This window comes from Virgibacillus sp. Bac332 (assembly GCF_003667785.1).
In the GTDB taxonomy this organism is placed as follows: Bacteria; Bacillota; Bacilli; order Bacillales; family Amphibacillaceae; genus Virgibacillus; species Virgibacillus salarius.
Genome location: NZ_CP033046.1, coordinates 2846351 through 2859996, shown reverse-complemented (window position 1 = coordinate 2859996; position 13646 = coordinate 2846351). Strand labels below are relative to the sequence as shown.

General features: G+C 36.6%; 12 protein-coding genes. 2 read left to right on the top strand and 10 right to left on the bottom strand.

Annotated features, from left to right (window positions below):
* From D9782_RS13560 to D9782_RS13550, 3 genes are all read right to left on the bottom strand, one after another.
* Positions 1-999 (bottom strand): ABC transporter substrate-binding protein, encoded by a 999-nt coding sequence (locus D9782_RS13560; RefSeq protein ID WP_121605012.1) that lies wholly within the window; start codon positions 997-999, stop codon positions 1-3.
* A gap of 163 nt (positions 1000-1162) precedes the next feature.
* Positions 1163-2026, bottom strand: coding sequence for a VanW family protein (locus tag D9782_RS13555; RefSeq protein ID WP_026680702.1), 864 nt, complete (start codon positions 2024-2026; stop codon positions 1163-1165).
* 838 nt (positions 2027-2864) lie between these two features.
* Positions 2865-4079, bottom strand: a complete 1215-nt coding sequence (locus D9782_RS13550) for an NAD(P)/FAD-dependent oxidoreductase (protein ID WP_026679622.1) — start codon at positions 4077-4079, stop codon at positions 2865-2867.
* A gap of 379 nt (positions 4080-4458) precedes the next feature.
* Between D9782_RS13550 and D9782_RS13545 the strand changes: the two genes are divergently transcribed.
* Positions 4459-4962, top strand: coding sequence for an AMP-binding enzyme (locus D9782_RS13545; protein ID WP_026679623.1), 504 nt, complete (start codon positions 4459-4461; stop codon positions 4960-4962).
* 281 nt (positions 4963-5243) lie between these two features.
* Complete coding sequence (uraA, locus tag D9782_RS13540; protein ID WP_026679624.1) at positions 5244-6527, top strand: uracil permease; 1284 nt, start codon at positions 5244-5246, stop codon at positions 6525-6527.
* A 179-nt stretch (positions 6528-6706) separates the two neighbouring features.
* Here uraA and D9782_RS13535 read toward each other — a convergent pair whose 3' ends face one another.
* The 7 genes from D9782_RS13535 to D9782_RS23600 all read right to left on the bottom strand — a co-directional run bounded on the left by D9782_RS13535 (position 6707) and on the right by D9782_RS23600 (position 13605).
* Positions 6707-7894, bottom strand: coding sequence for a cation:proton antiporter (locus tag D9782_RS13535; RefSeq protein ID WP_026679625.1), 1188 nt, complete (start codon positions 7892-7894; stop codon positions 6707-6709).
* A 171-nt stretch (positions 7895-8065) separates the two neighbouring features.
* Positions 8066-8281: a hypothetical protein gene (locus D9782_RS13530; RefSeq protein WP_121605011.1), complete on the bottom strand. Its 216-nt coding sequence runs from the start codon at positions 8279-8281 to the stop codon at positions 8066-8068.
* A 533-nt stretch (positions 8282-8814) separates the two neighbouring features.
* Positions 8815-10296, bottom strand: coding sequence for a D-alanyl-D-alanine carboxypeptidase/D-alanyl-D-alanine endopeptidase (dacB, locus tag D9782_RS13525; protein WP_162986401.1), 1482 nt, complete (start codon positions 10294-10296; stop codon positions 8815-8817).
* Positions 10297-10459: 163 nt separating this feature from the next.
* A complete protein-coding gene (locus tag D9782_RS13520; RefSeq protein WP_162986400.1) occupies positions 10460-12088 on the bottom strand; it encodes a YndJ family protein in 1629 nt (542 codons plus the stop codon).
* Complete coding sequence (locus D9782_RS13515; protein WP_026682152.1) at positions 12075-12689, bottom strand: DUF4166 domain-containing protein; 615 nt, start codon at positions 12687-12689, stop codon at positions 12075-12077. The genes D9782_RS13520 and D9782_RS13515 overlap by 14 nt, the downstream gene beginning before the upstream one ends.
* 13 nt (positions 12690-12702) lie before the next feature.
* Positions 12703-13185, bottom strand: a complete 483-nt coding sequence (locus D9782_RS23605; protein ID WP_240455740.1) for a DoxX-like family protein — start codon at positions 13183-13185, stop codon at positions 12703-12705.
* Between the two features lie 228 nt (positions 13186-13413).
* The gene (locus tag D9782_RS23600; RefSeq protein WP_240455739.1) at positions 13414-13605 is read right to left on the bottom strand and encodes a hypothetical protein; all 192 of its coding nucleotides are present in this window, start codon (positions 13603-13605) and stop codon (positions 13414-13416) included.
* Between the last annotated feature and the right edge of the window lie 41 nt (positions 13606-13646).

Below are 13646 nucleotides of genomic sequence, written 5' to 3'. Positions count from 1 at the left end.
TCACTCTTTTACCATCGCATTGACTAACTGTTCTGTTAGTACTTGAGTAGAAAGAACACCACCAAAAGTCCATGTATTTCCAGGAAGTGCATGTGTATTACCTGCTTTTACAAAGCTTAAATCTTCCCATACTGGATTTCCTTTAAGCTGATTCTCAAAAATATTATCCTCTTCTTGAACAATATATAGGAATTGAAGATTCTCTTCATCTTGATAATTCTGTAATGCTTCTACTGTCACTTCGCTATAACCATATGTTTCTATATTATCTGATTGATAAGCATTCGTAAATCCTAAATTCTCCATTACATTTGCAACAATGGAATTGTCCGTGAATAGTCTCATTGTCGGTGTGTTTTGTGCAGTAAATGCTTGAGTTGCAATATAAGATGAACCATCAATGCCCGCTTCTGTTATACGTTGCTTTTGCTCCTCCGTAAAGCTTTCAAGATTTGATATTACTTGCTCGGCTTCTTTTTCTTTATTAACAATTTTAGCGACGGTCTGAAATTCGTTAATCATGTTTTGATAATGATCCTGTACAGCTTCTTCACTATATGGTGCAAACGTAACTACTGGTGCAATCTCTTTTAAACTATCTAAAATTTGTTCATGTCTAAATTTAACACCGATTATTAGATCCGGATTTAATCTGGAAATCGCTTCGAGATTCGGCTCCTGACGTGTCCCAACATCGACTACACTATCATCGAATTTTTCATCGATATTAACCCATTGATGAAATCCGTCCAAATCAGCCACACCTGCTGGCTGTATACCTAATGCCACTAGGTCTTCAGCATAGGACCATTCAAGTACAACAATATTTTTAGGTGTTTCTTTAAGGGTTTGTTCACCTAAACCATCTTCAATTGTAATTGTTTGCGGGTCAGATGTAGAATCTCCGTTTTTTTCTTCTTGCTCCTTATTAGAAGAATCATTACACGCAACTAGCAAACTTATCAAAAATAGCAATAAGATAATTGCAAGCTTCTTCAACTAGATCACTCCTCTAAATCATCTATGTAGACTTGGTTTAGTAAATGATAATGATTATCAATTTCGTTCTAATCATATATGATGCTTCCAGGTATGTCAAGGTGTTTTGAAAGGCATGATCTAGCTAAAATCTTGGAGATCATTTCTTTTGCTATTCATCACACTAACTACCTGTAAAATTCTCTACTGTATCTGATGAAGTTATACGTACTAACATTTTTCCATTACTAGCATGAGCTCGAATCAATACCGGTTCATTGTACATATTCTTGAAAGAGAAATCTGGTCCCCACCAACTAACCGTTGCATCTCTACCTGGGGGAACATAGGGAACGCTTCGACTGTGTGCATATCTTTCAACGATTTGAATACCTTTTAAATCGACCGCATTGAACAGTGTTGATGAAACTTGACATATTCCTCCACCAATATCTTCTGATAATTCACCTTTTACTATAACAGGGGCACGTTTATATCCTCTACTTTTGGTACGTTCACCTACGACTTTATTAAATGAAAACATCTCTCCAGGAAATACAACGTGATTATCTATTGCCTCAGCTGCTAGAGCAATATTATGTGACCTTTCTTCATTACCCTTTTTATAAAAGGTAACATAATTCCCCAATTCCTTTGTACGTATATTTTCTAATAGGGCTTTATCCACTCTTGGATACACTTTCTCTACAGGAATATGGAATCCGTCTGCTTTATCGTCATAAAACGTTTTTTTAAATTGAATGTAAAATTGATCTTCATCAATTGTTATACCAGGTTTTTCTAAAATAATGTTACCACTCTTTGCTATGGTCGCATTTTTTGGTGCTTTATAGATTTTTTTCTTTAAGTCATCAACCAATTGATGCAATTTATTTTCATCAATAAATAGAGGATCAATCTGATTAAGTGCATATTGATCCACTTCTACTTTTTCTAAACGTATCGCTTTATGTTCAGCTATTTCAGTAGCAAAAACAGTATTTGTCCAAATAACGATGAAACTGATACAAAGTAACAATGCTCTCATGACATGACCTCCTCCCTTTAGTATGAGAAAGTCATAATCATGTCATTCGATAAAATTACAAATGATTAGAAAAACTGAGCAAAATTCGCTCAGTCCTTATCACTACATGCTCAGATTTACGCTTCCTCTAGTAGCTATTATGGAATAATAGCTACTGCTTGCTTGACCACCACTCGGCTGCCCACTTCCCTTTCCGTGGGGTTTGTCCTTCAGCTAACTTTTTTTAGCAAAACCCGCTCAAAAAAAGTGGATCTTCAGGTCAAACATTTCCCACAGGAGTTGAAGTGGCCGGCCTTCGCTATTATCAGGCTCTACAACGCTAGCATGAAGTAACACAGCTGCTTTTATACTCACGGATAGCGATTTTCACTTTACCCATTGTAAAAAAAGTCAACCTATTACTTATGACAAGAATTGTTGCACCTTCTCATAGCGGAGACTAATTACGTAGACTCCTGCGGGATTAGCGCGAGCCGAAAATCCACTTTGCAACGTGTTCTTCTTTGCAAAGTTAGTTAAGGCCGTGCCCGCGGAAAGCGAAGTAATTAGTCGGAGCATTGCCAATAGACATCAAACATTTCAAAATAACTACTTGGCTTAACGCAGTCATTGCACTGATTTTATACTTTCTTAACTTTCAAAAAAAACCATCCGAGCGAAATAAACGCCTGGATGGTCAACCATTTACCTAAAATCTCTCGAATCTTCCATATAATCACTTAAAAGTCTGTAGCCAACCAATGATGCTATGACCAAAAATAATCCGCATAATGTTTTATTTTTCATTTCCCAAATACCTCCTCATTTGATGTAGCTATTTTTTAATAAAATGAGTGTCTTAGAATGGACGGAATTTACCTTTTTTAAGAACTAATTTTGTTCCCCCCATAAGGAATAAAGAACGGTTATCTACCACTTTTTTCATTGCTGCTGCTGCTTTCCCCTGAAGTTTGTAATCATTAAATATATTTCCGATTCCATCAGAAATACCTAGAGAAGCTACCGTACCTTTGTCATGAAAAACAAAGTCAGTTAAAGGTTGGTTTGTAAGAAGTGCAGCTAGATTAGCAGCAACAACATCCGCTTCTTGCATTGCTAATTGTCCAGTAGGAGGATACGGGCGATCTGCTTCTTTATTCCAAACCCATGAACAGTCACCAATAACAAAAATATTCTCTTCACCTTTCATACGTAAGTCGGCGTCAACGTTAACTTTTCCTTTTGTTAATTCAAAGCCTGAATTCCCTAACACAGAGCTACCTTTCACTCCACCTGTCCACACAACAGTACCTGCTTTGATTAGCTCTTTATCGTCTCCAACAATAAACCCTTCCTCTGTACATTCAGAAATGGCAGCACCAATTTTAATCTCGACACCACGATCTTCAAGGGATTTTTTGGCATATGCAACTAACTCTTTATCAAACATTGGCAAGATAGAAGGAGCTGCTTCTACATTTATAATTTTAACTCTGTTACGATCTATGTCATATTTTTTACATAGCTCAGGCACCCTATCAGCTAATTCGCCCACAAACTCAATGCCTGTGAATCCTGCACCACCAACAAGGATATGCAAGCTCTCATCCTCAACGTTCTCTTCGTTGTTATATTTAGCAAATTGATATTCTATGTGTTCACTAATAAGACGACTGGAATCAATATCTTCAATAGCAAAAGCATGCTCTGCCATCCCTTTAATTCCAAAATCATTTGATTCAAAACCAAGCCCAACAACTAAGTAGTCATATTCAATTTCACTATTCTCCAACACAACGCGTTGCTCGTCTTTGTTGATTTTCACAACAGAATCATAAACTAGTCTTACTTTATTTGGGTTAATGACATCACTAATCATCACACGAGCTTGATTTGGATTAATTGTTCCAGCAGCTACCTCATGTAACCAAGTAGATTCATAATGATAATTATGTTTGTTAACTAGTACAATCTCTGCTTGTTCCGGTGATAGCTTTTGTAAGAGACGCTTTGTTGTTGTCAATCCAGCATAGCCTGCGCCCAGAACTACTATTTTTGGTTTGTTTAAACTCATAAAACTTCCACCTTCCTATATTTTACTAACAAAATTCACAGGAAAAGCGCTCTTTCATATTAACTCAAAAATGTTATTATTACTATTTAGAATCGCTTATACCTATTTTAACAATATAATAATCATATCAAAATTTTTATATTTAGGCTAATAATCAGTAGAAGTACAACTAGAATATATACTTATCGTGTTTTTCTACGTTATCACATGGTAAACGTTTGAATCTTTCTTCCAATCATCCTAATCATTTTACAATTATTCTCAATTTTCGAGCAAACTAAATATTTTTAGTCACAAAAAGTAAAACGCTTACAGGTAAATGTGATATAATTTAATATAAAGTATACTATTAGATAATTGGAACTGAGGTGGGATCTTCATGGGTCAAACAAAGATACGCGTCGTAAACAGTTCGGGAGAGGAAGTAGCGCATAACGGAATTGAAATTGGTGACATTATCGTAAAGGGGCAAGGAACTTTGCAACATGCCGAAAATCGAAACATGATGAAAAATGGCTGGATTTTCACAGGTGATAAAGGATTTATAGATGAGCAAGGTCATATTCATGTGAAAGAACCGTTTAAAGACATTCCAAATCAGCAGGGCACCATTTCTACTGCTAACTTGGAGCAAATCTTAATGAAACACCCACACATTGCCGAGACCGCTATCATCCCATTACCGCATAAAGAACTAGGAGAAATTGCTCACGCCTTTATTGTGCTTGACAACAAATCAGATAGTACGAAGCAAGATATCATTAACTTTTGCAAAGATAGCACCAATGGAACTTCATATCCGCAATCGATTACCTTTGTAGATGAATTACCCAAAACCCCAAGTGGTAAAATTTTAAAAGTAGAGTTACAGAAGTGGTTATAAGCAAATGCTCTGTCTTTTGTTTTTTTGACATGATAAAAAAAGAATTGACAGAAACACTTTAAATTGGGATAATATCTAAGATAAGTTCATACGGTTACCTTTAATTCAGTCCCGTGAGGCTGCCAAGGTGTAACAGATGGAATTCTGTTCAATAAAATCAGGAGGAACTTCGTGTTCTACCTCATTTTATAGAAGCACCCTGCCACACACGGCTCGGTGCTTTTTTCTTTTTTTAATCACCCACGGTAACTGTTGGGCCAATTCTTAAAGGGGGAAGAAACATGGCACAATATAAAGAGATTCAAGTAGACGAACGTTTACCCATTTTAAAAAGCTTACCACTTAGTATACAGCACTTATTTGCAATGTTTGGATCTACTGTATTAGTTCCAATTTTATTCGGTGTTAACCCTGCAACCATTTTATTAATGAATGGTATTGGAACGCTAATTTACTTATTTATTACAAAAGGAAAAATACCTGCATATTTAGGATCAAGTTTTGCGTTTATATCACCAGTTTTTGCCGTATTAGAGAATTACGGAGGCGGAACCGGATATAGCTATGTATTAGGTGGATTCCTTGCAGTAGGTGTTGTTTTATCCATCATTGCATTAATTGTTAAATTTATTGGAACAAGTTGGATTGATATAATTTTTCCACCTGCCGCTATGGGAGCAATTGTCGCTGTTATCGGTTTAGAACTTGTACCAACAGCTGCAGAGATGGCGGGATGGATCGCACCCCAAGACGCAGGTGCTTCTTGGACGATGGACACTAGTACAGCCGTAGTCTCACTTTTGACACTTGCAATTACAATAATTTGTTGGGTAACAATGCGCGGCTTCTTAAAAATCATTCCTATTTTGATTGGAATTATTGCAGGCTATATTATTGCATATTTCTTTGGATTGGTTGATTTAACTGCTATTAAAGAGGCAAAATGGTTCTCGATGCCAGAAATTTATCACATGAAATTTGATTGGTCTGCCATACTAGTAATTTTGCCAGCAGCTTTAGTACTTGTACCTGAACATATTGGACATCTATTCGTAACAGGTAATATTGTCAAAAAAGATTTGATGAAAGAACCTGGATTAGACCGCTCGTTAGCTGGTAACGGTATATCTACGATCATCTCTAGCTTTTTTGGATCAACACCGAATACGACATATGGTGAAAACATTGGCGTACTAGCAATAACAAAGGTATATTCCACCTGGATTATTGGAATAGCTTCCGTTATAGCCATTATTCTTTCATTTGTTGGAAAGTTGGCTGCATTGATATCATCTATTCCAACCGCAGTTATGGGAGGGATTTCCTTACTTCTATTTGGAATTATCGCAGCTAGTGGTATTCGTATGTTAGTAGAAGCAAATGTGGACTATAACCACTCACAGAATTTGATTCTAACATGTGTCGTCCTTGTCATCGGTATTAGTGGTGCTACAGTTCAAATCGGTTCAGTAGCCCTAACTGGTATGGGGCTTGCTACAATAGTAGCCATATTCCTTGGCCTATTCTTTAAGTTATTAGATGTATTAAAATTATCGAATGAATAGTAAAGATGAGTCCTTTGGAAGAATAGATAAAGTGAAACTTCAATCAGTTATGATTTGTTTATCGCCCACTGATTGTTAGTACCATAAGAGTAGGACCTAAAGGCCTTTGAACCCATTGGAATATAACTGGATGTTTGTATAAAATAAAGGTTTGGAAGATAATATGCTTCCAAACCTTTTTATGAGCCTTTTAATCTTTTGACTAATGGATATACGCTTGCACTTTGGATTACTAATGATAGTAAAATGACAACAAAAATGATGGATATGAATTCACTACTTTTATCAGTAGCTGCTTCGAATCCTAACACTAGTGCCACTGACATTGTTCCTTTAATACCGGTCCAAGCTATTACTGCACATTCCCTTAGAGACATGTACGTTTTCCATGTAGAATGAAATTGGGTCATGGCTGTAATTACCAAAAATCGTACGATTAGCGATCCTAAAAATAGAAGAATAGCAAGCTGCCATTCTGAAAAAACGAGGTACCTTGCTGATTGAATCCCTATAAGTAGAAATATGATAGATAAGATTGTTGGCTCAATAATTCCCCAAAACCCATCCAGTTGATCTCGAAAATGATCCTCTTTTATATTTTTTCCAAATTCATAGGATAGCATCATTCCCGCTGTAACAGTTGAAAGTACACCTGACACGTCCATTAATTCTCCTAAGTAAAAGCTACCATAAGCTACAATGATACTTAACATCACCTGATATTGACGATGGTCGGTATAATGCACTGCCTTGCTCATAAGCCAACCGAATGCAATACCAATCGCAACACCACCTAAGGATACAAGTAAGAATTCACTAACGAAACCACTAAGTGAAAAGGTTGTCCCTTGCGTTAACATACTTAGAAGCACACCAAATACTACAATGCTTGTCCCATCATTAAGCAACGATTCCCCTTCCACAATGTCAGCCGTGTTCCGATCACTAGACGATTTCTTTAATATCGCTATAACCGATACAGGATCTGTTGGTGATAAAATAGCAGCAATCAGTAACGCAGCTATAATGGATATTTGAATAAATAAATTTCCAATTAAATAAACAAAACCACCAAATATAGCTATTGTTAAGAGCAGACCTATCGTTCCTAATCCTCCAATAATATACTTATACTTCTTCCAAGCCATTGTTGGGAATTGATAAGCTGATATAAATAGAAGTGCCGGTAAGAAAACATGAAATATAAGATCTTTTGTTATTGATATGTTCGCGAAATAACTGATTGGTGACAGCGTAATACCTATTAGCACTAATACCGTTGGGACAGGAAAGTACTCTTGCTTCTTGTCTATAGAAAAAACAATGTACCCGATAATTAATAGCAAAAGTATGTGATGGACGCTCAAATATACTCCCTCCTCCTCTTTATTTACATTGGTAGTAAATCTTATATTTAGAATCCATTTTCCCTATAAGCAAGTAATTTCAAACAATGAACTTATCAATAAGAAAAACTGAGCAAAATTCGCTCAGTCCTTATCACTAAATGCTCAGATTTACGCTTCCTCTAGTAGCTATTATGGAATAATAGCTACTGCTTGCTTGACCACCACTCCGGCTGCCCACTTCCCTTTCCGTGGGGTTTGTCCTTCAGCTAACGTTTTTAGCAAAACCCGCTCAAAAAAGTGGATCTTCAGGTCAAACATTTCCCACAGGAGTTGAAGTAGCCGGCCTTCGCTATTATCAGGCTCTACAACGCTAGCATGAAGTAACACAGCTGCTTTTATACTCACGGATAACGATTTTCACTTTACCCATTGTAAAAAAAGTCAACCTATTACTTATGACAAGAATTGTTGCACCTTCTCATAGCGGAGACTAATTACGTAGACTCCTGCGGGATTAGCGCGAGCCGAAAATCCACTTTGCAACGTGTTCTTCTTTGCAAAGTTAGTTGAGACCGTGCCCGCGGAAAGCGAAGTAATTAGTCGGAGCATTGCCAATATACATCAAACATTTCAAAATAACTACTTGGCTTAACGCAGTCATTGCACTGATTTTATACTTTCTTAACTAAGAACAAAAGCGCAAGTGCCCGATTAGAAACGTAGCTACTGGAGCAAGTCAACGGAGATAAAGAAATCATGGTGTGCTTGCGAGCCGATGGTGACTTATCGTGTAGGGAAATTCGTGAAGTCGCCTCATTTCTGGGCGTTGGAGTTGGACACGGCTCAACAACCCCCTATTTATCCACATGGGCATTTCCTAGACTATAAAAAAGCTATTGCTTTACTACAACAGCTTTTATTTCATTTATTTAGTTGTTTTAATCTGTATCCACTATAATTTCCAATAGTTGATCCTCTATTACCTTTCCTTCCTCTTCATCAATTAGATTGTTAATCATAATGGAGAATATTAGCTTTTCTTTATTGCTTTTTTCAGCATAGCCCGATAATGTACTAACACCGTAAATTGTCCCTGTTTTAGCTTGCACAACTAAATCAAGCATTCGATAACGTAACGTCCCTCCTATTTGCCGATCAGAATCCCCAGCTACTGGAAGTGACTTTATAAAGCTTGGAAACCACGCTTCTTTTTGAACAGCGTATAATAATTGGGTAATTGCGGTTGGTGGTATTAATGTTACATGTGATATTCCTGAACCATCACGAATAAGTAGTTTTTCTTGATTCAAACCAAACCGCTTTAATTGTCTCTTTAGCGCCTCGATTCCTTGCTCCCAGCTTCCTTCTCCGTATACTTTTTTTCCCATTTCCTTTACTAAAATCTCTCCAAGACTGTTGTTACTATGTTTCATAAATGGAATAAGCAGCTCTGCTAACGTCATAGATGAATGCGTGAAAAGCAATTTCGATTTTATAGGTGCCTCGCCACTTTTCACTACTCCATGCCATGTTATATTCTGCTTGACTAAAGCCTGCTTAAGTAAGTCCAGTGCATAGCCAGTGGGTTCCCAGACAGCTATCCACTCTTTGATCGGCTCTTTGGCTTTAGGGATTATTCCTGACACTGATACGATATTTGTCCCGTGCTCACGTTCTATGATGAGGTCTTCTTCTTGCTCAGCCTTTACCGTTATTGCTTCATTTTTTATTTCTATATAATTGTTTTTTGGTGACATGGATACTTGTGGCTTTTCACCAATTCCACCTGATTGTATTTCTAAACGGACAGTTCCCGCGTCATAATCCTTGTCTGGAGAAACTGTTAATGCAGATACTTGTGCACCATAATAATAATGCTCATCACTCCAAATCATATCTGGCGAGAGGCGAACTGCATCATACCATGTATCGTCACCGATTATATCTCCAGAAATATGATCAATATCCATTGCTTTTAACTTTGCTGCGAACATGTCAAAGGTTTCTGGCAACAAGGTAGGGTCCCCTTTTCCAACTAAATACAGATTTCCATTCAACCTCCCCTGCTTTATCGTCCCATTAGTACGTAATTCTGTAGAAAATTGATAATCCTTTCCCAAAACGGATAAACTCGTCGCTGCAGTTAACAACTTCATATTAGAGGCAGGTCGAAACCGAGTATTTCCCATATGCTCATAAATTATTTTGCCTGTATCCGCTTGTCGAATACTTACCCCAATTAATCCGCCCTTTAATTTTGGTTCTTTATGGATATATGAATCTAGCTCTTGCTTCATACTATAGCTCTCTCCTTTTCCATTAGCCGCTGTTGCAGTGCAAGACACAGAAGAAGCTATACATACAGTAACGATCAATCCTAAAATAACCAGCCACCCTATACCCTTAGGATGTACAAACATAAGAACACACCTCAAAATAGCTTAAGTTTATGGCCTTATTCATTATTTCCACAAGACTGTCTTTCATTCCTGTTTTTTTAAGATTTCGCGCTTCTATATATACAACCTATCCACTCATTTCCTTTATAGCAAACTACAGCATAGTAAATAACGGATGCAAACATTACTCCACCTTTCTCTCAAGTTGTGGTAGATGCTTATGTTCAATACGATAATTAATATGTAAAAATGGTATAGAGAACAGCCACATTCGATGTCTGGCTTTAAGTAAACCTTCCTCTACTTCTTCTACATCAAAGGTTTCTTCAATCGGCAACCTAAATAACCGATTTCTAATCACTAAATAAATACCCGAATCTGCTTTAGTTGTACGTACTTTTTTGCTGGTTAACTGCAAATGCTCTCCTTGTTGATTTAATTCCAAAATTCCAATCATGGATGTACGAGGCAATGGTAAAGCAATATTCATATAAGTACGCTCCCCACTTTGGTGATGGGAATATAACGCTACAAAAACAGTCTCTTGACTGATTTTTCTGACCCATGCTCTTGTATTGCTTCGGCCATCTATATGATCGGCGATCCCGTGTATATCTCCTGTCATTTCGTTACATCTACTGGATAAAGGTAAATTCAATTGCTTTATAAAGCGGCTTATTTGTCGATAGATAATTGCCAGGGGTAGAAACCAGTGATGCCAATATACTTCGGCAAATAATCGATAACTTTTTGTATTTTCATAGAAATCGATAATCGTTTTGGATAACGTCTCTGTATCGATATCATATGCAAATTGTTTCATAGAGTCTATAAGCCCGTTATAACTTTGTTCATCCGTCTTTCCATTTAGAATTGATTCGTCTACTACGACTGATCCTCTGATCTTACTAATTGGAAAGACTATCTCCCTTTGCTTACTTAATGGTGGAGCAACTAACCAGCCTATTGTACCTATTCCTGCAAACAGTATGATATTTATCAAGCCATGAAACAGTATCATGAAGTCAATGGAAATAAAGAATCGCTCTGAAAGATTCCCAAGTGCATATATAAGTGAGAAAAGTATTGAAATTCCTAATGCACTGTATGAAATACGGACAAACCATTTTTGGAACGTGTTTTGGAACGAAGTTTGAAATGATAAGCCAATTAAACCATATATTCCAATGATATAAAGTATGACAGACACGAATTCCAAAATAACCGAGAACGTAATTCCTAACGCGACAACCATAGGTGAAATGATAATAATGGTTGCGACTAATGGATACCATTTCGATTGATGGACTCTTCCTAAAAGCCCGACAGAAACAGGTAATAGAAATGCAGAATAGTGAAAATGATTTGCTGTTAACCATGTAATAATAGGTGAAAAGCCTGTATCAATCTGTGCTTCATGCGCCACAAACCAAGCTCCACCTATAACCATATAAATAAGTCCAATATCAATTAAAAACTCCTCGACATGTACAAAACCTCTATGTAGAAAACGGTTGACCCCAAGGATTGCCAACATGATTGTAAACATGAAATAGATGGTTGCCAGTATTGTATCAATTGGAGAATCTTGTGTTATTTGCAGTACAAAAATGGCTATAGATGCGACAATTCCAAAATATGGATAAAAAGTGGGGATCCAGCCTCTTTGTTCTTTTAAAATGATGTGCAGCATGTATGGCACAAAAATTAATTGTGCTGCAGATAATATTAATAAGTACCAAGAATCTTCTCCATACAAGGTAATCAGAATGAATAAGACACTATTCATACAGGCTACTTTAAAAAATGTCATTGCTTTTAAACTCCCCTTCATATGAGAAAACCGTTCCAATTATAGGATTTTTAACCTGAACCTGTATATAGTACACCGCTTTCGTTTCCATATATGTTTCCGTTACAGTAGCCAATCCCTGAAATATTTTGGGTAATGGAATTTCTATAAATGGTAATACGAGTCTCTGTTTTTTAGAATCAATTCGCAATCCTCCTTCTTTCGTTATTGACAGTGCTAAATCGGAATAAAACTTAGCAGGTTCACCTAGATAATCTTGGATAAGGTTTTGTTCGGAATTTAGATACATACGTGCATTAAAAAAGCGCTTTTTATGATTAAAATAAAATACTCTTTCCCAGTGAACCTGTTCGGTTCCATCGCTTGCTATTATTTGCGAATTTACAATTTCAAATGGAATATTCTTTCCAGATTCAGGAAAGAATAATTTATACTTTTTACCTAGCCAAAAGATAGGAAATAACCACATTGGTCCCCCTCTTACACATTTCATCACTCCCGTTGCTTTAAAGATACTATTTCTTTTAAATTCATATCGTCTTTGTAACATAGGGTGAAGATCATAAAATTGGTTTTCTAATACCTTTTTATAAATAGACATTTGCAACTCCTTCTTACTTACGCTTACAGCTTCTTGCTGTAGGAATATTCTTAGTAGTGTGTAACCCTACGATAGAAACCACTAGCAAAGCCAAATTAAACGTTACGGGATTAAATGGATGAAAGAGCTGATCTGGAGTTGTTAAACTGGCTATGATTCCTAATAACGGAAAAATTGCAATTTGTATTATGTATAACCATCTTCTATTTTCGTAGAATAGCCACATCAACCCAAACATAACTTCTATCGCTCCAGTGATCATAATTAGCACAGATGCTTGTTTTACATTGATTGAAAGTGCCGTTTGTACCATTGATAATTCAACAGGATGTTGGTGTATCAACTTAGCAGCTAATCCATGATAGAGCCAAATAAAGCTAAATAACAAGGTGAATAACCAACTACTAAAGAAACGTAAATACTGTGTTGTTGGCATCTCTCCTTCTTCTATCCACCTTTTTAACACAGCAAAACTGATTGCTGTGGCCCATCCCATCAATGGACGAAAAATGAAAAAATCAAACAGTTTACCTAAGTACCCAAACCTTGTTTTATAGTTATATTTTGTAAGAAACAGTGTAGAATCTTGTTGTGGTATGTATTTCCAATACCCTCCACCTTCCTTAATAATGGATACTGTCTGATCTGAACCAAACTGCAGGGAGGATACCTTAGATCCATCCTTTGTATTGGAGCTTCCGGAACTTCTCCCCCAGCCTTTTATTTATAAACCAAAGCCAATTCTCGATTTATACGAGAATTTTTGTTGCTGCTTCACTTCATCCTTTGGTAAATACGAGATAGATGAAAAACGTAAATCCCACTTTTCATGTAAGTCCGGTGTTTGTGTGAATTTCCATATTGTTTCTGTATCCGATTGAATGGGTATTTCTACATAAATTGGTTTGTTCTTCATAGTATCACCTCCTCTTATTCTTCCAATATAACATATATTTT

Excerpts from the sequence above, each read along its gene's own strand:
- D9782_RS13550 (WP_026679622.1), bottom strand. The coding sequence starts at position 4,079 with ATGAGTTTAAACAAACCAAAAATAGTAGTTCTGGGCGCAGGCTATGCT.
- D9782_RS13520 (WP_162986400.1), bottom strand. The coding sequence starts at position 12,088 with ATGACATTTTTTAAAGTAGCCTGTATGAATAGTGTCTTATTCATTCTG.
- D9782_RS13515 (WP_026682152.1), bottom strand. The coding sequence starts at position 12,689 with ATGTCTATTTATAAAAAGGTATTAGAAAACCAATTTTATGATCTTCAC.
- dacB (WP_162986401.1), bottom strand. The coding sequence starts at position 10,296 with ATGTTTGTACATCCTAAGGGTATAGGGTGGCTGGTTATTTTAGGATTG.
- D9782_RS23605 (WP_240455740.1), bottom strand. The coding sequence starts at position 13,185 with ATGGGATGGGCCACAGCAATCAGTTTTGCTGTGTTAAAAAGGTGGATA.
- D9782_RS13545 (WP_026679623.1), top strand. The coding sequence starts at position 4,459 with ATGGGTCAAACAAAGATACGCGTCGTAAACAGTTCGGGAGAGGAAGTA.
- D9782_RS13555 (WP_026680702.1), bottom strand. The coding sequence starts at position 2,026 with ATGAGAGCATTGTTACTTTGTATCAGTTTCATCGTTATTTGGACAAAT.
- uraA (WP_026679624.1), top strand. The coding sequence starts at position 5,244 with ATGGCACAATATAAAGAGATTCAAGTAGACGAACGTTTACCCATTTTA.
- D9782_RS23600 (WP_240455739.1), bottom strand. The coding sequence starts at position 13,605 with ATGAAGAACAAACCAATTTATGTAGAAATACCCATTCAATCGGATACA.